Source organism: Pseudomonas sp. KH_024_B2 (genome assembly GCF_057839965.1).
Window position 1 is genome coordinate 5,388,043 of record NZ_CM174502.1, and the last position, 25,150, is coordinate 5,413,192.

At 59.6% G+C, this 25,150-nt stretch carries 21 protein-coding genes; 14 read left to right on the forward strand and 7 right to left on the reverse strand.

Translation table 11 applies throughout. The annotated features are described in order from the left end of the window. Positions 1-56 precede the first annotated feature (56 nt). From dgcA to AC3I0A_RS25085, 3 genes are all read right to left on the reverse strand, one after another. Positions 57-2,117: a dimethylglycine demethylation protein DgcA gene (gene dgcA, locus AC3I0A_RS25075; protein WP_008008115.1), complete on the reverse strand. Its 2,061-nt coding sequence runs from the start codon at positions 2,115-2,117 to the stop codon at positions 57-59. A gap of 15 nt (positions 2,118-2,132) precedes the next feature. Then, positions 2,133-2,663 (reverse strand): DUF5943 domain-containing protein, encoded by a 531-nt coding sequence (locus AC3I0A_RS25080; RefSeq protein WP_150807153.1) that lies wholly within the window; start codon positions 2,661-2,663, stop codon positions 2,133-2,135. Positions 2,664-2,739: 76 nt separating this feature from the next. Beyond that, complete coding sequence (locus AC3I0A_RS25085; protein WP_489375203.1) at positions 2,740-3,717, reverse strand: dipeptidase; 978 nt, start codon at positions 3,715-3,717, stop codon at positions 2,740-2,742. A gap of 236 nt (positions 3,718-3,953) precedes the next feature. Between AC3I0A_RS25085 and AC3I0A_RS25090 the strand changes: the two genes are divergently transcribed. Beyond that, on the forward strand, positions 3,954-4,355 hold the full coding sequence (locus tag AC3I0A_RS25090) for a lysozyme inhibitor LprI family protein (protein ID WP_489375204.1): 402 nt from the start codon (positions 3,954-3,956) through the stop codon (positions 4,353-4,355). A gap of 62 nt (positions 4,356-4,417) precedes the next feature. Then, positions 4,418-4,834, forward strand: coding sequence for a DUF3010 family protein (locus AC3I0A_RS25095; RefSeq protein ID WP_489375205.1), 417 nt, complete (start codon positions 4,418-4,420; stop codon positions 4,832-4,834). 177 nt (positions 4,835-5,011) lie between these two features. Here the strand turns inward: AC3I0A_RS25095 and AC3I0A_RS25100 are convergent, their stop codons facing one another. Continuing rightward, positions 5,012-5,971, reverse strand: a complete 960-nt coding sequence (locus AC3I0A_RS25100; protein ID WP_489375206.1) for a GlxA family transcriptional regulator — start codon at positions 5,969-5,971, stop codon at positions 5,012-5,014. 195 nt (positions 5,972-6,166) lie between these two features. Between AC3I0A_RS25100 and choX the strand changes: the two genes are divergently transcribed. From choX to AC3I0A_RS25130, 6 genes are all read left to right on the forward strand, one after another. Continuing rightward, positions 6,167-7,111 carry a choline ABC transporter substrate-binding protein gene (gene choX / locus AC3I0A_RS25105; protein WP_489375207.1) on the forward strand — a complete coding sequence of 315 codons (945 nt, stop codon included), beginning with the start codon at positions 6,167-6,169 and terminating at the stop codon, positions 7,109-7,111. 72 nt (positions 7,112-7,183) lie between these two features. Further along, on the forward strand, positions 7,184-8,071 hold the full coding sequence (gene cdhC / locus AC3I0A_RS25110; RefSeq protein WP_489375208.1) for a 3-dehydrocarnitine:acetyl-CoA trimethylamine transferase CdhC: 888 nt from the start codon (positions 7,184-7,186) through the stop codon (positions 8,069-8,071). A gap of 157 nt (positions 8,072-8,228) precedes the next feature. Continuing rightward, on the forward strand, positions 8,229-9,194 hold the full coding sequence (locus tag AC3I0A_RS25115; protein ID WP_489375209.1) for an L-carnitine dehydrogenase: 966 nt from the start codon (positions 8,229-8,231) through the stop codon (positions 9,192-9,194). A 166-nt stretch (positions 9,195-9,360) separates the two neighbouring features. Beyond that, the gene (locus AC3I0A_RS25120) at positions 9,361-9,837 is read left to right on the forward strand and encodes a thioesterase family protein (RefSeq protein WP_489375210.1); all 477 of its coding nucleotides are present in this window, start codon (positions 9,361-9,363) and stop codon (positions 9,835-9,837) included. 24 nt (positions 9,838-9,861) lie between these two features. Next, on the forward strand, positions 9,862-11,025 hold the full coding sequence (locus tag AC3I0A_RS25125; protein WP_489375211.1) for a gamma-butyrobetaine dioxygenase: 1,164 nt from the start codon (positions 9,862-9,864) through the stop codon (positions 11,023-11,025). Between the two features lie 371 nt (positions 11,026-11,396). After that, positions 11,397-11,660 carry a hypothetical protein gene (locus tag AC3I0A_RS25130; protein ID WP_489375212.1) on the forward strand — a complete coding sequence of 88 codons (264 nt, stop codon included), beginning with the start codon at positions 11,397-11,399 and terminating at the stop codon, positions 11,658-11,660. Positions 11,661-11,763: 103 nt separating this feature from the next. Here the strand turns inward: AC3I0A_RS25130 and gbdR are convergent, their stop codons facing one another. Together gbdR and AC3I0A_RS25140 are read right to left on the reverse strand one after the other, a co-directional pair. After that, a complete protein-coding gene (gene gbdR / locus AC3I0A_RS25135; protein ID WP_419117515.1) occupies positions 11,764-12,867 on the reverse strand; it encodes a choline metabolism transcriptional regulator GbdR in 1,104 nt (367 codons plus the stop codon). A 560-nt stretch (positions 12,868-13,427) separates the two neighbouring features. Continuing rightward, on the reverse strand, positions 13,428-14,804 hold the full coding sequence (locus tag AC3I0A_RS25140; protein WP_489375213.1) for an L-serine ammonia-lyase: 1,377 nt from the start codon (positions 14,802-14,804) through the stop codon (positions 13,428-13,430). A gap of 447 nt (positions 14,805-15,251) precedes the next feature. Between AC3I0A_RS25140 and AC3I0A_RS25145 the strand changes: the two genes are divergently transcribed. The 3 genes from AC3I0A_RS25145 (at position 15,252) to choV (ending at position 18,287) form a co-directional block, all read left to right on the forward strand. After that, entirely contained in the window at positions 15,252-16,199 is a 948-nt protein-coding gene (locus AC3I0A_RS25145; protein WP_489375214.1) for a choline ABC transporter substrate-binding protein, read from the forward strand. 67 nt (positions 16,200-16,266) lie between these two features. After that, positions 16,267-17,112, forward strand: coding sequence for a choline ABC transporter permease subunit (choW, locus tag AC3I0A_RS25150; protein WP_489375215.1), 846 nt, complete (start codon positions 16,267-16,269; stop codon positions 17,110-17,112). After that, a complete protein-coding gene (choV, locus tag AC3I0A_RS25155; RefSeq protein WP_489375216.1) occupies positions 17,109-18,287 on the forward strand; it encodes a choline ABC transporter ATP-binding protein in 1,179 nt (392 codons plus the stop codon). Before choW ends, choV begins: the two co-directional genes overlap by 4 nt. A gap of 224 nt (positions 18,288-18,511) precedes the next feature. Here the strand turns inward: choV and AC3I0A_RS25160 are convergent, their stop codons facing one another. Next, positions 18,512-20,452: a BCCT family transporter gene (locus AC3I0A_RS25160; protein WP_489378594.1), complete on the reverse strand. Its 1,941-nt coding sequence runs from the start codon at positions 20,450-20,452 to the stop codon at positions 18,512-18,514. Positions 20,453-20,922: 470 nt separating this feature from the next. Here AC3I0A_RS25160 and betI point away from each other — a divergent pair, with 470 nt between their 5' ends. The 3 genes from betI to betA all read left to right on the forward strand — a co-directional run bounded on the left by betI (position 20,923) and on the right by betA (position 24,951). Then, complete coding sequence (gene betI, locus AC3I0A_RS25165; RefSeq protein WP_489375217.1) at positions 20,923-21,516, forward strand: transcriptional regulator BetI; 594 nt, start codon at positions 20,923-20,925, stop codon at positions 21,514-21,516. Between the two features lie 106 nt (positions 21,517-21,622). Then, entirely contained in the window at positions 21,623-23,095 is a 1,473-nt protein-coding gene (gene betB / locus AC3I0A_RS25170) for a betaine-aldehyde dehydrogenase (protein ID WP_489375218.1), read from the forward strand. Between the two features lie 152 nt (positions 23,096-23,247). Beyond that, complete coding sequence (gene betA / locus AC3I0A_RS25175) at positions 23,248-24,951, forward strand: choline dehydrogenase (RefSeq protein WP_489375219.1); 1,704 nt, start codon at positions 23,248-23,250, stop codon at positions 24,949-24,951. Positions 24,952-25,150 lie beyond the last annotated feature (199 nt).

Consider the following 25,150-nt stretch of genomic DNA (forward strand, 5'->3'; position numbering starts at 1 on the left):
TTCCGAGTCGCTCTCTTCGCGGGCAAGCCCGCTCCCACAAGGTTATCCACAGGCCGTTAGAAATCCTTACAGAGCCGCAGCGCGTCATAGATCGCCGCGTGGGTATTGCGCTGGGCCACGCAGTCGCCGATGCGGAACAGCAAGTAGCCGTCACCCGCCTGGCTCAGCGAAGGCTGAGGCTTGATCGCGAACAGGGCCTCGATGTCCATCTGGCCTTTGTTGCGCGAACCTTCCTTCAGCGCGTAGTAGATTTCTTCGTCCGGACGCACGCCGTTTTCCACCACCACCTGGTCAACCACCCGCTCCTCTTTGGCGCCGGTGTATTCGTTTTCCAGTACTGCCACCAGCTTGTCGCCTTCGCGGTAGACCTTCTCCAGCATCATGTCGCCGGTCATGATCACTTCTTTCGGGTACATGCTGCGGTAGTAAGTCGGGAATGACGTACCGCCGATGGCCACGCCTGGTTTGATGTCGTCGGTGACGATCTCGACCTGGCTGCCCTTGTCGGCGAGGAAGTCGGCCGTCGACATCCCGGTGAACTCGCAAATGGTGTCGTAGACCAGCACGTTCTTGCCCGGCGCAACCTTGCCGTCGAGGATGTCCCAGCTGCTGACCACCAGGCCTTCAGCCGCGCCCCAGTGTTCGTTCTGCTCCAGGAACGGATGGCCGCCGACGGCGAGCACCACCACGTCCGGACGCAGGTCGAGAATGGTTGCCGCATCCGCCGCCACGCCCAGGCGCAGGTCGACTTTCAAACGCGCCAGTTCCAGCTGGAACCAGCGAGTGATGCCGGCGATCTGGTCCCGTTGCGGGGCTTTCGAGGCGGTCGTGATCTGCCCGCCGATGAATTCTTTCTTCTCGAACAGGGTCACGTCGTGGCCACGTTCGGCCGACACGCGAGCGGCTTCCATCCCGGCAGGACCGGCACCGACCACCACAACCTTGCGTTTCACGCCGGTGGATTTCTCGATGATGTGCGGCACGCCCATGTATTCACGGGAGGTTGCGGCGTTCTGGATGCACAAGACGTCCAGGCCCTGGTACTGACGGTCGATGCAATAGTTGGCGCCGACGCATTGTTTGATCTGGTCGACCTGGCCCATCTTGATCTTGGCGATCAGGTGCGGGTCGGCGATGTGGGCGCGGGTCATGCCGACCATGTCGACGTAACCGCCCTCCAGAATACGGGTCGCCTGGTTCGGGTCCTTGATGTTCTGCGCGTGCAGTACCGGGGCCTTGACCACTTCTTTGATACCGGCCGCCAAATGCAGGAACGGCTCCGGTGGATAACTCATGTTCGGAATAACGTTGGCCAGGGTGTTGTGGGTGTCGCAACCCGAGCCCACGACGCCGATGAAGTCGATCATGCCGGTGTCATCGTAGTACTTGGCGATCTGTTTCATGTCCTCGTGGGACAAGCCATCCGGGTGGAATTCGTCACCGCACAGGCGGATGCCGACGCAGAAATCCGGACCGACTTCCTTGCGCACAGCCTTGATCACTTCCAGACCGAAACGCATGCGGTTCTCGAAGCTGCCGCCCCATTCGTCGGTACGTTTGTTGACTCGCGGGCTCCAGAACTGGTCAATCATGTGCTGGTGCACTGCCGACAGCTCAACGCCATCCAGACCACCGGCCTTGGCCCGCGCGGCTGCGCTGGCGTAGTTGCCGATCACCCGCCAGATTTCTTCCGGCTCGATGGTTTTGCAGGTCGCACGGTGCACCGGTTCACGGATGCCCGACGGCGACAGCAGGGTTGGCCAATGCTCGCCATCCCAGCGCGAACGACGGCCCATGTGGGTAATTTGAATCATGATCTTGGCGCCATGCTTGTGCATGGCATCGGCCAGATTCTGGAAGTGCGGAATGATCCGGTCGTCGGCCAGGTTGACCGATTTCCACCAGCCTTGCGGGCTGTCGATGGCCACACTGGAAGAACCGCCGCAAATCGCCAGGCCGATCCCGCCCTTGGCTTTCTCTTCGTAGTACTTCACATACCGATCGGTGGTCATGCCGCCGTCGGTGGCGTAGACCTCAGCATGCGCGGTGCTGAGCACGCGGTTGCGGATGGTCAGTTTGCCGATTTGAATCGGTTGAAACATTGCTTCGAAAGCCATGGCGGGTTCCTCGACTTACAACGGCTTGACGGTGAACAAGCCGTCGTCGTGGCCTTCTTCGGAGCCACCGTAAACCTGTTCTGCAACAGTGCGGATCGAGCTGCCACGGGCCTGAAGAATCTGGTCCATGGCGCCAGCGAACCAGCCTGTGAACATGTAATCGACCTTGCGTCCGACCTTGCCGTACACGTAGACGAATGCCGAATGCTCGAGCTTGACGCTGGCGGTGCCTTTTTCCAGGTCGATGTCCTGGATCTTGAACAGGCCCCAGCCGCGTTGCGACAGGCGCTTCATGTAGTGCTCGAACACTGCGACGCCTTCCAGGCCGTGGCATTCAGCTTCTTTCTCGCACCAGTGCCAGGCGGATTTATAGCCGGCCTTGTAGAGAATTTCGGCGTAGGCGTCAGCGCCCAGCACTTCTTCGATACCCATGTGGTTGTTGACGAAGAAGTGACGCGGTACGTACAGCATCGGCAGGGCGTCAGAGGTCCAGACACCGGTTTCGCTGTCGACTTCGATAGGCAATTGCGGGGCGATCTTGGCCATGGAAACTTAACTCCAGAAAATTCGTTTTGTTGCCCTCTGCACGAGCGGCAGAGGGAAATGGATTTGGTTTTGAGGCTTATTCGCCCCAGACATCCTTGAGGACGTTGACCCAGTTTTCGCCCATGATCTTGCGCACCACGTGCTCAGGGTGACCGCGCTTGAGCAGGGTCTCGGTGAGGTTCGGGAACTCGCCCACGGTGCGGATGCCCAGCGGGTTGATGATCTTGCCGAAACTGGTCAGACGGCGGGCATAGCCCTTGTCGTGAGTCAGCATTTCGAAGAAATCCTGACCATGGCCCTGGGTGAAGTCGGTACCGATACCGATCGCGTCTTCACCGACGATGTTCATGGTGTATTCGATGGCTTCGGCGTAGTCGTCGATGGTCGAATCGATGCCCTTGGCCAGGAATGGCGCGAACATGGTCACGCCGACGAAACCGCCGTGGTCGGCGATGAACTTGAGCTCTTCGTCAGACTTGTTGCGCGGGTGCTCTTTGAGACCCGACGGCAGGCAGTGGGAATAGCAGACTGGCTTTTTGGATTCGAGAATCACTTCTTCGGACGTTTTCGAACCGACGTGGGACAGGTCGCACATGATGCCGGCGCGGTTCATTTCAGCGACGATTTCACGACCGAAACCCGACAGGCCGCCATCACGCTCGTAGCAACCGGTGCCGACGAGGTTCTGGGTGTTGTAGCACATCTGTACCACGCCAACCCCGAGCTGCTTGAAGATCTCGACATAGCCGAGCTGGTCTTCAAACGCATGGGCGTTCTGGAAACCGAAGATGATCCCGGTCTTGCCCTGTTCTTTGGCGCGACGGATATCGGCGGTGGTTTTCACCGGAATCACCAGATCGCTGTTCTCGCGGATCAGTTTCTGACTGGCGGCAATATTGTTGATGGTGGCCTGGAAGCCCTCCCACACCGACACGGTGCAGTTGGCTGCGGTCAGACCGCCCTTGCGCATGTCTTCGAACAGTTCACGGTTCCACTTGGCAATGATCAGCCCGTCGATAACGATGCTGTCGGCGTGCAATTCGGCTGGGCTCATCAGGCTGTCCCCTATTAGCGATTCATGCGCCGAATCGTCTGCCGGCGCTTTGGGGTCAGCATATGCCTGAGGGCAGGGGCAGCCGGGTGCAAAAACGACAGGGGAATTGCCGAAAGCGTCAATCCGCGACAAAGGGTCTCAAGAGAGGGCCAAAGCCTATCTATTCTTTACCCTGCGCTTAAGCCAGAATTCGCCGCATCACTGGATATGCACTGAAAAAAAGGGGCTGTGGCGCAATGAAATCGATCTTCCTGACTTTGGCACTCATAGCGACCGGCGTACAGGCGGCGGAAGAAGCCGACAACTCGCCGTGCGATGCGCTGGAAAACGACCAACAGACCGTGGAATGCGCGGCGTTCAATAAAACTACCGCCGAACAATTGCTGAACGATAACGTTCAGGCCCTGCTCGACCGCCTGGGTACCCTGTACGGCAACGACAAGGCCCAGCTCAACGACATCACCGGCAAGGTCAAAACCGCCCAGCAACTGTGGCAAAAACAACGCGAAGCCGATTGTGCCGTGGAATCCTTCCCCGCCAAACCCGGCAGCAAGGCCTACCCCATTGCGCAAAATGATTGTGTGGCACGAATGAGTGACGAACGGTCGGAGTTTCTGGAGTCGATCGCGCAGGAGTAGTTTTGCGCATTACCTGTGGGAAGGGCCGAAACGCACCATCTAACGAAACTCAAAGGATTCACATGAAAATCTGCGGCATCGAAATCAAGGGCAGCGAAGCAATCATCGCAGTGGCCTCCCTCGACGGTCAGGTGCTGAGCCACCTCGCGCTGGCCACCAAGAAAATCGCCCTCGACGACGATGACGAAGCCGCCAACGTCAAAATCTTTGCCGCTCAGGTAGGGTCTTTTGTTCGTGAAAACGCCATCGACCGGATCGCCATCAAAAAGCGCAGCAAGAAAGGCGAATTCGCCGGCGGCCCGACCACCTTCAAGATCGAAGGGATTTTCCAGTTGCTGGAAAACTGCGACGTAACCCTGCTCTCACCGCAGACCATCAACGCGCAGAACAAGAAATTCGATTTCGCGCTGCCTGAGACGCTGAACAAGTATCAGCATGAAGCGTTCAAGGCAGCGTGTTCGGCGCTGATGAAGAAGTAACTCAGTCTTTCAGGCAAAACCGATCAAATGTGGGAGCAGCCGGTCGACGCTCGATTGCTCGCGAAAGCGGTGGGTCAGTCGACATCAATGTTGAATGTCACCTCGCCTTCGCGAGCAAGCTCGCTCCCACATTGGTTTTGGGCCGTTTTCAGACTTGTGTTCATTTCAGAAACGCGATCACACTACCTCTCGTCCATCCCCCAGCCTGCGCCGATCCTCCCGCGGACACCGCGCAAACCTCGCCCGATAGCTGCGGGTGAAATACGACGGCGATTCAAACCCGCAAGCAATGCTCACCTCCAGCACGCTCATGTCGGTCTGACGCAGCAGTTGCCGGGCCTTTTCCAGGCGCAAGCCCAGATAGAAGTTGCTCGGTGTGTCGTTGAGGTGCAGGCGGAACAGGCGCTCCAGCTGGCGGCGGGTCACCTTGATCGAATCGGCCAGTTCCAGAGTGCTCAGCGGCGGTTCGCTGTGTTGTTCCATTTCGCCGATCACGTGCACCAGCTTTTTGTTGCTAATGTTATAGCGGGTGGCGATTTGCATGCGCTGGTGGTCTTTGCGCGGGCGGATGCGGCCGAGAACGAATTGCTCGGACACCTGGATCGCCAGTTCCGGGCCGTGGGCCTGACCGATCAGGTCGAGCATCAGATCGATGGACGCCGTGCCACCAGCCGAGGTGATGCGCCGACGGTCGATTTCGAAGAGTTCCTGGGTGACTTCCAGCTGTGGATAAGACTCCTTGAACGCATCGATGGCTTCCCAGTGCAGGGTGACCCGATGGCCTTCGAGCAGCCCGGCTTCGGCCAACAACACACTACCGGTGTCGATCCCGCCGAGGGTCACGCCTTCATGATCGAGACGCCGCAGCCAGTGTTCCAGCGCGGGGGTGACAAATTTCAGCGGCTCGAAACCCGCGACCACCAACAAGGTCGCACCCTTCTTCAGCGGCTCCAGCGCCGCATCGGCGTTGACCGACATGCCATTGCTCGCCAATACCGCCCCACCATCGGCGCTCAGCACATGCCAGCGATACAGCTCGCCACGAAAGCGATTGGCCACGCGCAACGGCTCGATGGCCGAAATAAAACCAATCGCCGAAAAGCCCGGCATCAACAAGAAGTAGAAATCCTGGGACATGGAGCGCACTCGGATGGCGGGTAGCGTGTGACAGGTGATACGCCAGTTGAAAGCTGCGCACAAGAGAACAGGTCGCTGCTGTGCAAGAGCTGGTCGCCGCTGTGCGTTTTCGCAGGCCCTCAGCTGCGTAACTTGGCATCACCGGCGCACAAAGACACCGGAACCCACAATAAACGACCTGCCGAGGAACCCACCATGAAACGACTGATCAGCAGCTGTGTTCTTGCACTCAGCGGTACCGCTTTCCTGAGCTCCGGCGCCATGGCGGCCGACGCCGCCGCCTGCCAGAACGTGCGTTTGGGCGTAGTGAACTGGACCGACGTGATTGCCACCAGTGCCATGACGCAAGTCCTGCTCGACGGCCTCGGCTACAAGACCAAACAAACCAGCGCCTCCCAGCAAATCATCTTCGCCGGTATCCGCGACCAGCGCCTGGACATGTTCCTGGGCTACTGGAACCCGCTGATGACCCAGACCATCACCCCGTTCGTCGATAGCAAACAAGTCAAAGTCCTGGCCGAGCCAAGCCTCAAAGATGCACGGGCGACCCTGGCGGTACCGACTTACCTCGCCGACAAAGGCCTGAAAACCTTCGCCGACATCGCCAAATTCGAGAAAGAACTAGGCGGCAAGATCTACGGCATCGAGCCTGGCTCAGGCGCCAACACCCAGATCAAAGAGATGATCGCCAAGAACCAGTTTGGCCTCGGCAAATTCCAGTTGGTCGAATCCAGTGAAGCCGGGATGCTTTCAGCAGTGACCCGCGCGGTAAAACGCGACGAAGCCATCGTGTTCTTCGGCTGGGCGCCGCATCCGATGAACGTCAACCAGAAGATGACCTACCTCACCGGCAGCCAGGACGCCCTTGGCCCGAATGAAGGCATGGCCACGGTCTGGACCGTCACCGCGCCGAACTACGCCGAGCAATGCCCGAACGTCAGCCGCTTGCTGAGCAACCTGACCTTCACCGCCGCCGACGAGAGCCGGATGATGCAGCCGTTGCTCGATCACAAAGACGCGCTCGAATCAGCCAAACAGTGGCTCAAGGATCACCCGCAAGACCAGGCGCGCTGGCTTGAAGGCGTGACTACCTTTGACGGCAAGCCAGCCGCTGAAAACCTGAAACTGACCAGCAAATAACCCGAACCAAATCAATCTGCGCAGCGCCAAACGGCTGCGCAGTGACTCACAACGCCTGAAGGAAGCCGCCTCATGAACCACGACGTCATCATCACCTGCGCACTCACCGGTGCTGGCGACACGACCGGCAGAAGCCCACACGTGCCAGTCACCCCCAAACAAATCGCCGCGGCGGCGGTGGAAGCGGCCAAGGCCGGGGCCACCGTAGTGCACTGCCACGTTCGCGACCCCGAGACCGGCAAGTTCAGCCGCGACGTGGCGTTGTACCGCGAAGTGATGGAGCGCATTCGCGAGGCGGACGTCGACATCATCGTCAACCTCACCGCCGGCATGGGCGGCGACCTGGAAATCGGCGCCGGTGAAAACCCGATGGAGTTCGGTCCGAACACCGATCTGGTCGGCCCGCTGACCCGTCTGGCCCATGTTGAAGAACTGCTGCCGGAAATCTGCACCCTCGATTGCGGCACCCTGAATTTCGGCGACGGCGACACTATTTACGTCTCCACCCCGGCGCAACTGCGCGCTGGCGCCAAACACATTCAAGAGCTGGGCGTAAAGGCCGAGCTGGAAATTTTCGACACCGGTCACCTGTGGTTCGCCAAGCAGATGATCAAGGAAGGGCTGCTGGACGACCCGCTGTTCCAGCTGTGCCTGGGCATCCCATGGGGCGCACCGGCCGACACCACCACCATGAAAGCCATGGTCGACAACCTGCCAGCCAACGCGGTCTGGGCCGGGTTCGGCATCGGTCGCATGCAAATGCCGATGGCTGCCCAGGCGGTACTGCTCGGCGGCAACGTGCGGGTCGGCCTGGAAGACAACCTCTGGCTGGATCGCGGCGTACTGGCCACCAACGGTCAGTTGGTCGAGCGCGCTTCGGAAATTCTCAGTCGCCTCGGCGCCCGTGTTCTGACCCCTGCCGAAGGCCGGGCGAAAATGGGCCTGACCAAGCGCGGCTAAAGCGCGCCTTACAACTCACCTGTGGGAGCGGGCTTGCCCGCGAAGAGGGCGGTACATCCTCCACCTGCTTTGCAGCTGGAACACCGTCTTCGCGGGCAAGTCGGATCGCCGCACCGTCGCTCCCACACTGGATCACCAAACTCTTCAGGACATCACCATGAGCTTTATCACCGAAATCAAAACCTTCGCCGCGCTGGGCAGCGGTGTCATCGGCAGCGGTTGGGTGTCCCGCGCCCTCGCCCACGGCTTGGACGTAGTGGCCTGGGACCCGGCGCCCGGCGCCGAAGCGGCCTTGCGCAAACGCGTTGCCAACGCCTGGGGCGCACTGGAAAAACAAGGTTTGGCGCCCGGCGCCTCGCAAGATCGTCTGCGCTTTGTCGCGACCATTGAAGAGTGCGTAAAAGACGCCGACTTCATCCAGGAAAGCGCCCCGGAACGCCTGGAACTGAAACTCGAACTGCACAGCAAAATCAGCGCCGCGGCCAAGCCCAATGCACTGATTGGCTCCAGCACTTCAGGTCTGCTGCCAAGCGAGTTCTATGAGGGCTCGACCCACCCGGAACGCTGCGTGGTCGGTCACCCGTTCAACCCGGTTTATTTGTTGCCATTGGTCGAAGTGGTCGGCGGTAAAAACACCGCGCCCGAAGCCGTGCAAGCAGCGATGAAAGTCTACGAATCCCTTGGCATGCGCCCGCTGCATGTGCGCAAGGAAGTCCCCGGTTTTATCGCCGACCGTCTGCTCGAAGCGCTGTGGCGTGAGGCGCTGCACCTGGTCAACGACGGTGTGGCAACCACTGGCGAAATCGACGACGCGATTCGTTTTGGTGCCGGTCTGCGCTGGTCATTCATGGGCACTTTCCTGACCTACACTCTGGCCGGTGGCGACGCCGGTATGCGGCACTTCATGGCCCAGTTCGGCCCTGCATTGCAACTACCGTGGACCTACCTGCCAGCACCGGAACTGACCGACAAACTGATCGACGATGTGGTCGATGGCACCAGCGATCAACTCGGTAAACACAGCATCCCGGCCCTGGAACGCTATCGTGATGACTGCCTGCTGGCGGTGCTTGAAGCGGTGAAAACCACCAAAGAGAAACATGGGATGGCGTTTAGCGAATAACCCCCCAGGCTTACGGGCCAGCAGGTCTGGCCCCTTCGCGAGCAAGCTCGCTCCCACAGTTGACTTGGGGTGTGATTGCTATTTGTGTCACACAACAGATCCCTGTGGGAGCGAGCTTGCTCGCGAAAGCGGCCGTCCAGTCACTACCAACGTCGGAACCTAAACCATGCCCACACTAACCACCTACAAAACCACCATCATCCCCGACTGGGTCGACTACAACGGCCATCTGCGCGATGCCTTCTACCTGTTGATCTTCAGCTACGCCACCGACGCGTTGATGGATCAACTGGGCATGGACAGCAACAACCGCGAAGCCAGCGGCAACTCGCTGTTCACCCTCGAGCTGCACCTCAACTACCTGCACGAAGTGAAACTCGGTGCCGAAGTGGAAGTGCACACCCAAATCATCGGTCACGACCGCAAACGCCTGCACCTCTATCACAGCCTGCATCTGGTCGGCGGAGAAAAGGAACTCGCGGGCAATGAGCAAATGCTGCTTCACGTCGACCTCGCCGGCCCGCGTTCCGCGCCGTTCAGCGAGCCGGTGCTGGACAAACTGCTGGCCATCACCGCTCAGCAATCGGACCTGCCAAAACCAACCTTCATCGGCCGTGTGATTGGCCTGCCAGCGGAAAAATAACCCATCAACGACAAGGAGATCGCCTTGAACACCGCCGCCGCTTTCGCCGACTTCCGCAGTTATCCGCTGATCAGTGCCCTGACCGCCGTGCAAGCCCTGGCGGACCGTATTCAGGTGCAGTGGGCCGATGGCCGACTGAGCCCGTTTCACCACCAATGGTTGCGGGACAACTGCCCGTGCCCGGGCTGCGTCTACAGCGTGACCCGCGAACAGGTACTGGAAATCGTCGACGTCGCCGAAGACCTGGCGCCCTCCGCGACCCGCATCGATGACGACGGCTGCCTGCGCATCGATTGGCAGGACGGCCATAGCAGCCGCTTCGATCCCGGCTGGTTGCGGACTCACGCTTATGACGATGAATCCCGTGCAGAACGTCGCGCCGGCAAACCGAAAAGCCAGCTGTGGACCCGTGATCTGAAGCTGCCAGTGTTTGAGTATCAAGCCGTGATGGACGATAACAAGGCGCTGCTGCAATGGCTGTTGGCGCTACGTGATATCGGCCTCACGCAAGTGCGCGGCGTACCCACCGAGCCAGGCTCGTTGACGCAGATCGCCAAGCGGATCTCCTTCATCCGCGAGAGCAACTTCGGCGTGCTGTTCAACGTGCAATCCAAGGCTGACGCCGACAGCAACGCCTATACCGCGTTCAACCTGCCGTTGCACAGCGACCTGCCGACCCGCGAGCTGCAACCGGGGCTGCAATTTTTGCATTGTCTGGTTAATGAAGCGGACGGTGGCGAGAGTATTTTTGTCGATGGTTTCGCCATCGCCGAAGCCTTGCGCCAGGAAGATCCGCAAGCCTTTCGCAGCCTGTGCGATATCCCCGTGGAATTTCGCAACAAGGACCGTCATAGCGACTATCGCTGCCTGGCGCCGATCATCGCCCTCGATGCCCTCGGCCAGGTCACCGAGATACGCATGGCCAACTTCCTGCGCGGGCCGTTCGATGCGTCGGCCGAGCAGATGCCCAAGCTGTATCACGCTTATCGACGCTTTATCGCCATGACCCGAGAAGCACGCTTTCGCCTGATGACCCGACTCAACCCCGGCGAAATGTGGTGCTTCGACAACCGCCGCACCCTCCACGCCCGCAACGCCTTCGACCCCGCCACCGGCGCCCGGCACTTCCAGGGCTGCTACATCGACCGTGATGAACTGTTGTCGCGGATATTGGTGTTGCAGCGCTAAACCGCGTCGCCTTCTTCGCGGGCAAGCCCGCTCCCACAAGGACAGTGGGAGCGGGCTTGCCCGCGAAAGCATTCTCCCACGCAACACACAGCGACCTGACTACCCCCAATCCCCAGACAAAAAAAAGCCCCGATCAAGCCGTGACAAGATCGAGGCAGAGGTTTGTTTCAGAGGAGCTTTGCGCGGAGGGTGACCAAACCGTTCGACACGTCAGCTGAGGCTCAGTGTGCCCAGTCATCTCTCCTGCGAGTTAGCCGAAAACGACCTGTTCATAGGTATTGCGGCCACTGCGACAAATCGCCCTTGCCGTCTTCCTGAGTGCCTACCAGAATCGAGCCACGACCACGCGCCCCTGAATAAGGATTAGAGTCATGATGCACGCAGATTTGATTGACCAGGATGACCTGCTGGGCCAGTTGAGGGCCCTGGGTTTTGAAGTATCCAGCGGCTCGACCGCCGAGCAAGCCTGCGAGTGTGCAGTGCGTGGTTTGAGCGACGCGCGGGCCAAGGCACTCAAAGGGATGGTCGAGCAAATGTACACCAGCAGCGCGACGATTCTGCCGGCAGTGCGTCAGGCCATCGACAAGCAGTTGTTGCCTGCCCTCGCTCAGTACAAGCAGAGCCGTAGCGCCTGATAGATCGCCTTCGCGGGCAAGCCCGCTCCCACAGATTCACCATCGTCCATGTGGGAGCGGCGGTGCGGCGATCCGACTTGCCCGCGAATGAAGGCGACTCGGTTTAAAGTCTTACGCTCGCAAACGTCGACTCATTCCTCGCCTGGCTCAACGCCGACAGCGGTCCGGACAACGGGGCCAGTACCAGCGCCTGCGGAATCGGCATCATCGCCACCTGTTGCGCAGTGTTGGAACCGACGCGCTCATCGCGTGGCGGAATACCGAAGTATTCGCGGTAGCACTTGGAGAAGTGTGGTGTGGAGACGAAACCACACACCGACGCCACTTCGATGATCGACATCGGCGTTTGCTTGAGCAACTGCCGGGCGCGGATCAAGCGCAGTTTCAGGTAGTAGCGCGATGGCGAACAGTGCAGGTATTTCTGGAACAGACGCTCCAGCTGACGCCGCGATACGGTGACATACACAGCCAGTTCGTCGAGATCGATCGGCTCTTCCAGGTTGGCTTCCATCAGCGCGACGATTTCCTGCAACTTCGGCTGGTTGGTGCCGAGCATGTGCTTGAGCGGCACGCGCTGGTGATCCTGTTCGTTACGAATGCGCTCGTAGACGAACATTTCGGAGATCGCTGCCGACAGTTCACGACCGTGATCGCGGCTGATCAGGTGCAGCATCATGTCCAGCGGCGCGGTGCCGCCAGAGCTGGTGAAACGGTTGCGATCGAGGGTGAACAAACGAGTGCTCATGGCGACACGCGGGAAAGCTTCCTGCATCGACGCCAGACATTCCCAGTGCACGCTGCAATCGAAGCCGTCCAGCAGACCGGCGCAGGCCAGAGCCCAACTGCCGGTGCAGACCGCACCGAGGCGCCGGGACTGACGCGCCTGGCTTTGCAGCCATGACACGTGCTCACGGGTTACAGTGCGTTGAATGCCGACACCGCCGCAGACGATGACGGTGTCCATCACGGGCGCTTTGTGCATCGAGGCGTCAGGAGTGATCTGCAGTCCATCGCTGGCCCAGACCTGGCCGCCGTCGGCGGTGAGGGTCGTCCAGCGATACAGCTCGCGACCGGACAATTGGTTGGCCATACGCAGGGGTTCTACTGCGGAGGCCAGAGAAATAAGCGTGAAATTGTCCAGCAGCAAAAAGCCGATGGATTGAGGCGCACGGTTCTGGGGTTGAGCCCCGGAGTTGAACGACGTCATCGCGGTATCTCCTCACACAAAGCGGGTGATGGCCTCAGGCGGAGGCTCTTGTTATGGCCATCGTTCTCGTGGTGGAGACGGGCTTTGTTATGACAGAGCAATTGCCATGCCTAAAGTTGAATGAGCATTCAATAACTCCTGAAAACGACGTCGCGATGCATCTATATAAGCCGCGCGCCAAGTGGGGGTTATGTGTGCCAACAAGGCAGGCAAGTGCTCTAGCCCGTTGCGCGTGAGCAAATCGGTAGCACTTGTGGGAACGACGTTGAGAACCGTCGTAAAAGAGTGTCACCAGAAGCACGGGCGACCGGCGGTCAGGGTCGAACTCGAGCCCTGACCTGAGGGTGTTTCTCTTATCTGTAAGCGACGCGCCAAAAGGTGGCGTCTATTTGAATCAGTGTTCACTTACCGCGCAGTTTTGACTGGTCTGGCCCCTTCGCGAGCAAGCTCGCTCCCACACTAAATCGCGTCGTTCGCAAATTCTTCATACACCGCGAATCTTATGTGGGAGCGAGCTTGCTCGCGATTGGGAGCTCCTCGGTATCACTGCCTGAACTGCCTCAACACTCCACCGCACTCACCGCCAACCCACCGCGCGAGGTTTCTTTATATTTGTCGTGCATGTCGGCGCCGGTATCACGCATGGTGCGAATCACCCGGTCCAGGGAGATAAAGTGCTGACCATCCCCGCGCAAGGCCATCTGCGCTGCGTTGATGGCTTTCACTGCGGCAATCGCATTGCGCTCGATACACGGCACTTGCACCAGGCCACCGACCGGATCGCAGGTCAGGCCAAGGTTATGTTCCAGGCCGATTTCCGCCGCGTTGCACAGTTGCTCCGGCGTCGCGCCGAGAATTTCCGCCAGCCCGGCCGCAGCCATCGCGCACGCCGAACCGACCTCGCCCTGGCAGCCGACTTCGGCACCGGAAATCGAAGCGTTCTTTTTACACAGAATCCCCACCGCCGCCGCACTCAGGAAATAGTCGACGACATTGGCCTCGGTCACCACTTCGCTGAACTTCATGAAGTAGTGCAGCACCGCCGGGATGATCCCCGCGGCACCGTTGGTGGGTGCCGTCACCATGCGCCCGCCGGCGGCGTTTTCTTCGTTGACCGCCAGGGCAAACAGGTTGACCCACTCCATGGCGCTCAGGGTCGAGCCGATCACGTTGGGTTTGTTTAGCTCTTGCAGGCTGCGATGCAGCTTGGCCGCGCGGCGCCGTACATTCAGACCGCCAGGCAGGATGCCTTCGTGCTTGAGCCCTTGCTCGACGCAGTCCTGCATCGCTCGCCAGAGTTTCATCAAACCACTGCGAATTTCTTCTTCCGGGCGCCAGACCTTCTCGTTAGCCATCATCAGTTCAGCGACGCGCAGGTTGTGCTTCTGGCAGAGGCTGAGCAGTTCGACGGCGCTGGAAAAATCGTACGGCAGCACGGTGCGATCCATATCCGCCACGCCACTGCTGGCTTGCGCTTCGTCGACGACAAAGCCGCCGCCGATCGAGTAATAGGTATCGCGATGCAGCTCGCCGTTATCGCCTTCGGCGACCAGGGTCATGGCGTTGGGATGGAACGGCAGGTTTTCATCGATCAGGCGCATGTCCCGCGCCCAGAGGAACGGGATCGGCAAATGACCGTCGAGCAACAGTGTGTTGGTTTCGCGCAGGGTGTCGATACGCACGCCGATCTGCGATGGATCAATGGCGTCCGGCCACTCATTCATCAGCCCCATGATCACCGCGTTGTCGCTGCCGTGACCGATGCCGGTAGCCGAGAGCGAACCATAAAGCTGAACTTCGACTCGACGCACTTGTTCCAACAGATTGCGTTCACGCAAAACCTGAACGAAAAGCGCAGCGGCGCGCATCGGTCCGACGGTATGAGAGCTCGAGGGCCCGATACCAATCTTGAACAGGTCAAACACACTGATAGCCATTACCGCGAACCTCCTGATAAGCACACTCCAGGCGCCAAGGCGCCCGGTGACGGAGCTGCTACGCTCAAACCGCAATCCGCCGGGATCGCCGCATCATCAGGCTTTTGCAGTCAGGCACGACGTCTCACACCGACTCACTCATGCCCACTAACGTCGCAATCGACCGAGAGCAGGTTTCGGCCGTTTTTTGCGGTGCAGATGGACAAAAAGTGCGGTTGCCGGGCTGAAAAAATCTGTAAACGACGTCACCGACACTGGATGCGACCCTCCCTGTACTGGATACGACGCACCCTGTAGGCGTTTGATTTTTGCTGTTACATGATCAGTGTCGACTCGATTGCAAGGCGCCGTGGTAGAGCTGTTCCCAAAACGCCATCCAACCGCAACACATTAAGCGCGGTCGTCCAGTCGGAACACCGCCAAAAAAAACACCAAGGAGTCCACCCCATGAAAGGTTCCCAGTCGTTGTTGTTGGCCGCCATGCTGAGTCTGCCTGTTCTGGCTCAAGCCGCAGAACCGGCTCAATGCAGCACCGTAAACTTCTCCGATGTCGGCTGGACCGACATCACGGTCACCACCGCGACCACCAGCGTGGTCCTTGACGCCTTGGGTTACAAAACCAAGACCACGATGATTTCCGTACCGGTGACCTACAAGTCCCTGGCCGACGGCAAGAACATGGACATATTCCTCGGCAACTGGATGCCAACCATGGAGAACGACATCAAGGCCTACCGCGATGCCGGCACCGTGGACACCGTGCGCGCCAACCTGGAAAACGCAAAATACACCCTGGCCGTGCCTGAAGAGTTGTATAACAAGGGTCTGAAAGATTTCGCCGACATTGCCAAGTTCAAGAAGGAACTCGACGGCAAGATCTACGGCATCGAACCGGGTAACGACGGTAACCGCCTGATCCAGAGTATGATCGACAAGAACGCCTTCGGCCTCAAAGACGCCGGTTTCAAGGTCGTCGAATCCAGCGAAGCGGGCATGCTCTCGCAGGTCGATCGCGCTCAGCGCCGCAACACCGCGGTGGTCTTCCTGGGCTGGGAACCGCATCCGATGAACACTCGTTTCAAGATGAAATACCTGACTGGCGGCGACGATTTCTTCGGCCCGAACTTCGGTCAGGCGACCATCTACACCAACACCCGCAAGGGTTACGCCCAGGAATGCAGCAACGTTGGACAGTTGCTGAAAAACCTGGCGTTCACCCTCGACATGGAAAGCACTCTGATGGGCAACGTCCTGGACGACAAAATGAAGCCTGACGCGGCCGCCAAGGCCTGGCTGAAAAAGAATCCACAGGTGCTCGATACCTGGCTCGCTGGCGTGACCACCATTGACGGTAAACCAGGCCTGGAGGCCGTTAAAGCCAAACTCGCGCAGTAATCGTTGATGCCGGGCGGGTTCGCTCGCCCGGGCTGTTTTTTTCCTTGCATGCGGGACGTTCATTACCATGCTGACTGATCACAAAATCCCCCTTGGCCAGTACATCTCTGCCTTCGTTGAATGGTTGACGCAAAACGGCGCCAGCACCTTCGATGCGATCGCGGTGTCACTGGAAACGATGATCCACGGCGTGACGTTTGCGCTGACCTGGTTCAATCCGCTGGCATTGATCGGCCTGATTGCGCTACTGGCTCATTTCATTCAACGCAAATGGGGCCTCACAGTCTTTGTCGCCCTGTCCTTCCTGTTGATCCTGAACCTGGGTTACTGGCAGGAAACCATGGAAACCCTGGCCCAGGTGCTGTTCGCGACACTGGTCTGCGTACTCATCGGCGTGCCGTTGGGCATCGTCGCGGCGCACAAGCCGATGTTCTATACTGTAATGCGTCCGGTACTCGATCTGATGCAGACCGTACCGACCTTCGTTTACCTCATTCCTACCCTGACCCTCTTTGGTCTGGGTGTGGTACCCGGTCTGATTTCAACGGTGGTGTTCGCGATTGCCGCGCCCATCCGTCTGACCTACCTGGGTATCCGCGATGTACCGCAAGAGTTGATGGACGCTGGCAAGGCCTTTGGCTGCTCGCGCCAACAGTTGCTCTCGCGTATCGAACTGCCCCACGCCATGCCGAGCATCGCTGCCGGCATCACCCAGTGCATCATGCTTTCACTGTCGATGGTGGTGATTGCGGCACTGGTGGGTGCTGATGGCTTGGGTAAACCCGTGGTCAACGCACTGAACACTGCTGATATCGCCCTGGGCTTCGAAGCTGGCCTGGCGATCGTATTGCTGGCGATCATGCTCGACCGTATTTGCAAACAACCCGACGCTAAAGTAGGGGGTGACGCATGAGCATAATCCGCTTCGACAAGGTAGACGTTGTCTTCTCCAAAGATCCGCGTGAGGCCCTCAGACTGCTGGACCAGGGCATGACGCGTGACCAGATCCTGAAACAGACCGGGCAGATCGTTGGCGTTGAAAATGCCAGCCTGGACATCGAGAAAGGCGAAATCTGCGTACTGATGGGCCTCTCCGGCTCAGGCAAATCCAGCCTGTTGCGCTGCATCAACGGCTTGAACACGGTCAGCCGCGGGCAGTTGTTCGTCGAGCATGAAGGCCGACAAATCGACATCGCCTCCTGCACCCCGGCGGAACTCAAGATGATGCGCACCAAGCGCATCGCCATGGTGTTCCAGAAGTTCGCCCTGATGCCTTGGCTGACCGTGCGCGAGAACATCAGCTTCGGCCTGGAAATGCAGGGCCGTCCGGAAAAGGAACGGCGCAAACTGGTCGATGAGAAGCTCGAGCTGGTGGGCCTGACCCAATGGCGCAACAAGAAGCCCGATGAGCTTTCCGGCGGTATGCAGCAACGTGTGGGCCTGGCCCGCGCCCTGGCGATGGACGCCGACATCCTGCTGATGGACGAACCCTTCTCGGCCCTCGATCCGCTGATCCGCCAAGGCCTGCAAGATGAATTGCTGGAGCTGCAAAACAAGCTGAGTAAAACCATCGTGTTCGTGAGTCACGACCTCGATGAAGCACTGAAGCTGGGCAGCCGCATCGCAATCATGAAAGACGGCCGGATCATCCAGTACAGCGTGCCGGAAGAGATCGTGCTGAACCCGGCCGATGACTATGTACGGACCTTCGTTGCTCATACCAATCCGCTGAATGTCCTGTGCGGTCGCAGCCTGATGCGCACGCTGGACAACTGCAAACGCATCAACGGCTCCGTGTGCCTGGACCCGGGTGGCGACTCCTGGCTCGATCTGGCCGAAGGCAACACCATCAAGGGCGCACGCCAGAACGGCGCCAGCCTTGATCTGCAGAACTGGGCGCCTGGCCAGGCTGTTGAAGGTCTGGGCCGCCGGCCAACCCTGGTGGACTCCAACATCGGCATGCGCGACGCGCTGCAGATCCGCTACCAGACCGGCAACAAGCTGGTTCTGCATGACAATCAAAAGGTGGTCGGAATACTCGGCGACAGCGAGCTCTACCACGCCTTGCTAGGGAAGAATCTGGGGTAAGGCAGCAGACACAAAAACGCCGCGAGAGATCGCGGCGTTTTTGTTTATAGGGATATCGGGATATCGGGCAACGCAGCTTCGGCGCTGATGGCCCCTTCGCGAGCAAGCTCGCTCCCACATTCGACCGCATGCCTCTGGCAGAACTCGGTCACCTGTGGGAGCGAGCTTGCTCGCGAAGAAGACAGCGCGGTGCTTCAGACAGAAACACCGCGCACTATCAAGTCTTAGCTATACACCCGGCCCAGAAGCTGCCGATGGCTTTCAAACTGATCCAGCACGTCACGGGTGATCTGCTCTGGCGTGAAGCCCATCAGGTCATAGTCCTGACTGCCGTTGTGCAGATACACCTCGGCGCGGTAGTAACGCTGACGCGCCTCATCGGACTGAGCCGATTCGGTCGGCGTAGCAAGATAACCGTCCAGGCTCACTTCGTAGACAAAAGGGTTGCCCTCTTCCATCTCAAGTCGCACACCCATGCAACGCTTGGACTTGCCCAACAACGTTTGCACGTTCAGACCCTGAGCGCGCAGTTGAGCAGCGGCATCTTCCAACGCCGGGGTGACTTGCTTGTCCATGAAGCGCTGAACAATCGATTGGCTCGGTTGCAGGTCCAGCTGAGTCAAACGCTCGCTGAAACCACGACGACCGCGAGCGGCCAGTTCCGCTTTTTCCTGCTCGATCTGCATGTCCTGGCGCATGGCCTTGTGCAAACCGAACATGAATAGCACCAGCACCACCGAGAACGGCAGCCCCGCCAACACCACCATGGTTTGCATGGCTTCGAAGTTACCGGCGAACAACAGACCGATGGTCACCAGCGTGATCACCACCGACCAGAAGATCCGCAGCCAGTGCGGCGCGTCTTCGTCGACATTACCGCCCTTGCAGGACAGGTTGGCCATCATCACCGCGCCGGAATCCGCCGGGGTCAGGAACAGCACGAAACCGACAAAGATCGACACACCGATCACCAGCTTCGACGCCGGGTAATGCTCAAGCAGTTGATAGATCGCCATGGACGGTTGCTCCAGGGCTGTTTTCCCCAGCTCCACCGCGCCATGGTTTATCACCAGGTCCATCGCCGAGTTACCGAAAATCGACAGCCAGGCCAGGGTGAAGCCCAGTGGAATCAGCAGCACGCCGGCCACCAGTTCACGCACCGTACGACCACGGGAAATACGCGCGATGAACATGCCTACAAATGGCGCCCAGGAAATCCACCAAGCCCAGTAGAACAGAGTCCACAGGCCCAACCAGCGATCGGATTTTTCGCTGTCGCCTTCATACACATACAGGTCGAAGGTCTTCAGCACCGCACCGTTCAAGTAGTCGCCGATGTTTTGCACGAAGCCGTTGAGCAGGTGCAGGGTCGGGCCGAACAGCAGCACGAAAATCAACAAACCGCTGAACAGCACGATGTTCAGGTTGGACAGGCGACGGATGCCGTTTTCCACACCGGACACGGCAGCGATGGTCGCCACGGTGCTCATCACGATGATCACGATCAGCAGGTTGGTGTTGCTGTGTTCCATGCCGAACAGGTTTTCCAGTCCGGACGACACCTGCATCGCACCTATCCCGAGGTTGGTCACCAGACCCAGCAGGGTCACGAACATGCCAAAACCGTCCACCGCATGACCGGCCGCGCCCTTCACCCAGCGCTCGCCCATCAGCGGGTACAGCGCCGAACGCAACGCCAGCGGCTGGTTATGACGGTAAGCAAAGTACGCCACGGCCAGACCGACCAGTGCGTAGATCGCCCAGCCATGCAGGCCCCAGTGCAAGAACGTCAACTGCAACGCCTGACGCGCAGCGAGGTTGCTGCCCGGCACGCCTTCCGGTGGGTTGAAGTAGTGATCCAGCGGCTCGGACGCACCGAAGTACAGCAACGAAATGCCGATGCCGGACGAGAACAACATCCCGGCCCAGGCGCCATAGCTGAAATCCGGCGTATCGTCCTTGCTGCCCAGCTTGAGCTTGCCATAGGACGAGAACGCCAGGCCGACCACAAACACCAGGTAGGCGGCGATCACCACCATGTAGTACCAGCCGAAGCTGCGCGACAACCAGGCCTGGGCGACCCCGAGCATTCTCCCGGCTTCTTGCGGCGCGGCGATGAGGATGACAGTCAGCAGAAGGATCAGCGCGGTGGAGGTGTAGAACACCCAACCGTTGACCGTCACCTTTTCCGGTGGGGTCTTTATAAGAGAGGCAGAACTCATTGCACAGATGCTCCAGGCAGTGCGGGAGAAAGACACAAGGCAGCGCGTTACCCGACCAATCGATTAGTTGGCAGCCGATCAGTGGGTGATATAAAGACACCCCGAAAAAAGCCCGAACCGGCAGAGACCGCGCTGAAAACGACGAGGGCTTGGCGCGAAAAGAATGCTTGGGCACATGGCCGCAAGCGCTCGACACGTTCTTCCTCGGCGGTTTACGCCATGCTCTGCTTGGGTTTCGAGCTTTTTCGGATGCCGTTTTTCCGCCAACTACACGTAGGAAAAACCTGTAGGCAGCGACGAATTGTCGCAGATCTTATTCTTTGTTGATTGAACGTTCAATCAAAACAAAATAGACTGGCCTTCACGCCAGTAGCCGCTTATCGACTACTGGCAGGCCTAAGGAGATGTGCAAGATGCCCAAGGTCGGTATGCAACCCATCCGCCGCCAGCAATTGATCGAAGCCACCTTGCTGGCAGTCGATCAGGTCGGCATGGGGGACGCCAGCATTGCGCTGATCGCCCGTTTGGCCGGTGTCTCGAATGGCATCATCAGTCACTACTTTCAGGACAAGAACGGCCTGATCGCCGCCACGATGCGGTATCTGATGAGCGTCCTCAGCGAGAACGTCACCGTGCGCCGCCAGGCGATAGGAGATGACTGCCCGCGGGCTCATCTTCAGGTGATTATCGAAGGCAACTTCGACGCCAGCCAGGTCAATGGCCCGGCAATGAAAACCTGGCTGGCCTTCTGGGCCACCAGCATGCATCACCCGTCTTTGCACAGGTTGCAGCGGATCAACGATCACCGTCTGTATTCCAACCTGTGCTGCCAGTTCCGCCGAGTGCTGTCGCTTGACGATGCACGCAGCGCAGCACGCGGCCTGGCAGCGCTGATCGACGGTTTGTGGTTGCGCGGCGCGCTGTCGGGAGATGCTTTCGACACCGGGCAGGCGCAACAGATCGCTTACGAATACATGGATTTCCAACTGGCCAAGCAGGAGCGCTAGAGCACACAGAACCGCTCGGCCCCTGAACTGCCACTGACCAGCGTTGCCCAGGCTTTACGGCACGCCCAGTGGTCAACGCCAACCACAATGCACTTGCGAGGACACTATGGCCCGTTTCGAACTGCAAAAGCTCTACATTGACGGCGGCTACTCTGACGCCAGCGGCGACGCCACCTTCGACGCCATCAACCCGGCTACCGGTGAAGTCCTCGCACAAGTGCAACGTGCGACTTTCGATGACGTCGAGCGCGCGGTTGTCGCCGCCGAAAAAGGCCAGAAAGTCTGGGCCGCGATGACTGCCATGGAGCGTTCGCGGATCCTGCGCCGTGCCGTGGACATCCTGCGCGAACGCAACGATGAACTGGCCTATCTGGAAACCCTGGACACCGGCAAGGCCTACTCCGAAACCCGTTACGTCGACATCGTCACCGGCGCTGACGTGCTGGAGTACTACGCAGGTCTGGTCCCGGCCATCGAAGGCGAGCAGATCCCGCTGCGCAGCACTTCTTTCGTTTACACCCGTCGCGAGCCGCTGGGCATCGTGGCCGGTATCGGCGCGTGGAACTACCCGATCCAGATAGCTCTGTGGAAATCCGCTCCAGCCCTGGCGGCCGGTAACGCGATGATTTTCAAACCAAGCGAAGTCACTTCCCTGACCACCCTGAAACTGGCCGAGATCTACACCGAAGCCGGCCTGCCGGATGGCGTGTTCAACGTGCTGACCGGCAGCGGCCGTGAAGTCGGCACCTGGCTGACCGAGCACCCGCGCATCGAAAAAGTTTCCTTCACCGGCGGCACCGACACCGGCAAGAAGGTCATGGCCAGCGCTTCGGGCTCTTCGCTCAAAGACGTGACCATGGAACTGGGCGGCAAATCCCCGCTGATCATCTTCGACGACGCTGACCTGGATCGCGCCGCCGACACCGCCATGATGGCCAACTTCTACAGCTCCGGTCAGGTCTGCACCAACGGCACTCGCGTGTTCGTTCCGAGCCACCTGAAAGCCGCTTTCGAAGCCAAGATCGTTGAGCGTGTTGCGCGCATCCGCGTCGGCAACCCGGAAGACGAAAACACCAACTTCGGCCCGCTGGTCAGCTTCGCCCACATGGAAAGCGTGCTCGGCTACATCGCCAAAGGTAAGGAAGAAGGCGCCCGCGTGTTGTGCGGCGGCGAACGTCTGACCGAAGAACGCTTCGCCCAAGGCGCATTCGTGGCACCGACCGTGTTCACCGATTGCACCGACGACATGACCATCGTTCGTGAAGAAATCTTTGGCCCGGTGATGAGCATCCTCACCTACGAAACCGAAGAAGAAGTGATCCGTCGCGCCAACGACACCGAGTTCGGCCTGGCTGCCGGTGTGGTGACCAAGGACCTGAACCGCGCTCACCGCGTGATTCATCAACTGGAAGCCGGTATCTGCTGGATCAACGCCTGGGGCGAGTCCGACGCCAAGATGCCGGTCGGCGGCTACAAGCAATCGGGCGTGGGTCGCGAAAACGGCCTCAGCTCGCTGAACAACTTCACACGCATCAAATCGGTACAGGTCGAGCTGGGCGATTACGCCTCGGTTTTCTAAGGCGGTATTTGCTTCGCCTGCGAGGCCGTCTTCGCGGGCAAGCCCGCTCCCACAAGGGCACTGCAATACCCTGTGGGAGCGAGCTTGCTCGCGATCGAGTGCGCAGCACTCGCAATGGCCCCACCTGATCCAACACAAAGAGGGTGCATTCAATGTCCCAAGAATTCGACTACATCATCATCGGTGCGGGCTCTGCCGGTAACACCCTGGCGACCCGTCTGACTGAAGACGAAGGCGTCACCGTGCTGCTGCTCGAAGCAGGCGGCCCGGACTACCGCCTGGATTTCCGCACGCAAATGCCCGCCGCTTTGGCGTTCCCGCTGCAAGGCCGTCGCTACAACTGGGCCTACGAGACCGATCCAGAACCCCACATGAACGGTCGCCGGATGGAATGCGGTCGCGGCAAAGGCCTCGGCGGTTCCTCGTTGATCAACGGTATGTGCTACATCCGCGGCAACGCGATGGACTACGACGGTTGGGCGAAAAACCCTGGCCTCGAAGACTGGTCTTACCTCGATTGCCTGCCGTATTTCCGCAAAGCGGAAACCCGTGACATTGGCCCGAACGACTACCACGGTGGCGAAGGCCCGGTCAGCGTGACCACGCCAAAAGCCGGCAACAACCCGCTGTTCCAGGCGATGGTTGAAGCAGGCGTACAGGCCGGCTACCCGCGAACCTGCGACCTGAACGGCTACCAGCAGGAAGGTTTCGGTCCGATGGACCGCACCGTGACGCCTAACGGCCGTCGTTCCAGTACCGCTCGCGGTTACCTGGACATCGCCAAGCAGCGTTCGACCCTGACCATCGTCACCCACGCCCTGACCGACAAGATCCTCTTTGAAGGCAAGCGTGCGACCGGCGTGGCTTACATGGTCGGCGACAGCGACACGCGCATTCAGGCCAAGGCCCGCAAGGAAGTCTTGCTGTGCAGCGGCGCCATCGCCTCGCCACAGATCCTGCAACGCTCCGGTGTCGGCCCGGCCAAATTGCTGAAGAGCCTCGAGATCCCGGTGGTTCACGATCTGCCAGGCGTTGGCCAGAACCTGCAAGACCACCTGGAGCTTTACCTGCAGTACGCTTGCACCCAGCCGGTCTCGCTGTACCCGTCGCTGCTGCTGCACAACCAGCCGGCCATCGGTGCCGAGTGGCTGTTCAAGGGCACCGGTATCGGCGCCAGCAACCAGTTCGAGGCCGGTGGCTTCATCCGCACCCGTCCAGATTTCGAATGGCCGAACATTCAGTACCACTTCCTGCCGGTGGCGATTAACTACAACGGCAGTAACGGTGTAAAAGAGCACGGTTTCCAGGCGCACATGGGCTCCATGCGTTCGCCGAGCCGCGGCCGTATTCAAGTGAAGTCCAAGGACCCGCGCGAGTACCCGAGCATCCTCTTCAACTACATGGCCACCGAGCAGGACTGGCAGGAGTTCCGTGACGGCATCCGCCTGACCCGGGAAATCATGCAGCAGCCGGCACTGGACGCTTTGCGCGGTCGTGAAATCAGCCCGGGCATCGAGGTGCAGACCGACGAGCAACTGGATAATTTTATCCGCGAGCACGCCGAAACCGCATTCCACCCGTCCTGCTCGTGCAAGATGGGCACCGACGAAATGGCCGTGGTCGATGGCCAGGGTCGCGTGCATGGCCTGCAGAGTCTGCGTGTGATCGATGCTTCGATCATGCCGCTGATCACCACCGGCAACCTGAACGCGCCGACGATCATGATCGCCGAGAAAATCGCCGACAAGATCCGTGGCCGCCAGCCACTTCCACGCAGCAAGGCCAAGTACTACGTCGCAGGCGACGCCCCGGTACGTGGCAAGCCGCTGCGCGAAGTGAGCCGCACCGCGCAGTAACCAAGACACCGCGTCGCCCCCTTCGCGGGCAAGTCGGATCGCCGCACCGCCGCTCCCACAGGATAATGGTTCGATCACAAATCTGTGATCCAACCCGGACACTGTGGGAGCGGCGGTGCGGCGATCCGACTTGCCCGCGAATACTTTCTATCAAACACCACATCACTCCCGGTCTCACACCCCCGTTAACCCACCCCAC

Excerpts from the sequence above, each read along its gene's own strand:
- dgcA (WP_008008115.1), bottom strand. The coding sequence starts at position 2,117 with ATGGCTTTCGAAGCAATGTTTCAACCGATTCAAATCGGCAAACTGACC.
- AC3I0A_RS25080 (WP_150807153.1), bottom strand. The coding sequence starts at position 2,663 with ATGGCCAAGATCGCCCCGCAATTGCCTATCGAAGTCGACAGCGAAACC.
- AC3I0A_RS25085 (WP_489375203.1), bottom strand. The coding sequence starts at position 3,717 with ATGAGCCCAGCCGAATTGCACGCCGACAGCATCGTTATCGACGGGCTG.
- AC3I0A_RS25090 (WP_489375204.1), top strand. The coding sequence starts at position 3,954 with ATGAAATCGATCTTCCTGACTTTGGCACTCATAGCGACCGGCGTACAG.
- AC3I0A_RS25095 (WP_489375205.1), top strand. The coding sequence starts at position 4,418 with ATGAAAATCTGCGGCATCGAAATCAAGGGCAGCGAAGCAATCATCGCA.
- AC3I0A_RS25100 (WP_489375206.1), bottom strand. The coding sequence starts at position 5,971 with ATGTCCCAGGATTTCTACTTCTTGTTGATGCCGGGCTTTTCGGCGATT.
- choX (WP_489375207.1), top strand. The coding sequence starts at position 6,167 with ATGAAACGACTGATCAGCAGCTGTGTTCTTGCACTCAGCGGTACCGCT.
- cdhC (WP_489375208.1), top strand. The coding sequence starts at position 7,184 with ATGAACCACGACGTCATCATCACCTGCGCACTCACCGGTGCTGGCGAC.
- AC3I0A_RS25115 (WP_489375209.1), top strand. The coding sequence starts at position 8,229 with ATGAGCTTTATCACCGAAATCAAAACCTTCGCCGCGCTGGGCAGCGGT.
- AC3I0A_RS25120 (WP_489375210.1), top strand. The coding sequence starts at position 9,361 with ATGCCCACACTAACCACCTACAAAACCACCATCATCCCCGACTGGGTC.
- AC3I0A_RS25130 (WP_489375212.1), top strand. The coding sequence starts at position 11,397 with ATGATGCACGCAGATTTGATTGACCAGGATGACCTGCTGGGCCAGTTG.
- gbdR (WP_419117515.1), bottom strand. The coding sequence starts at position 12,867 with ATGACGTCGTTCAACTCCGGGGCTCAACCCCAGAACCGTGCGCCTCAA.
- AC3I0A_RS25140 (WP_489375213.1), bottom strand. The coding sequence starts at position 14,804 with ATGGCTATCAGTGTGTTTGACCTGTTCAAGATTGGTATCGGGCCCTCG.
- AC3I0A_RS25145 (WP_489375214.1), top strand. The coding sequence starts at position 15,252 with ATGAAAGGTTCCCAGTCGTTGTTGTTGGCCGCCATGCTGAGTCTGCCT.
- choW (WP_489375215.1), top strand. The coding sequence starts at position 16,267 with ATGCTGACTGATCACAAAATCCCCCTTGGCCAGTACATCTCTGCCTTC.
- choV (WP_489375216.1), top strand. The coding sequence starts at position 17,109 with ATGAGCATAATCCGCTTCGACAAGGTAGACGTTGTCTTCTCCAAAGAT.
- betI (WP_489375217.1), top strand. The coding sequence starts at position 20,923 with ATGCCCAAGGTCGGTATGCAACCCATCCGCCGCCAGCAATTGATCGAA.
- betB (WP_489375218.1), top strand. The coding sequence starts at position 21,623 with ATGGCCCGTTTCGAACTGCAAAAGCTCTACATTGACGGCGGCTACTCT.
- betA (WP_489375219.1), top strand. The coding sequence starts at position 23,248 with ATGTCCCAAGAATTCGACTACATCATCATCGGTGCGGGCTCTGCCGGT.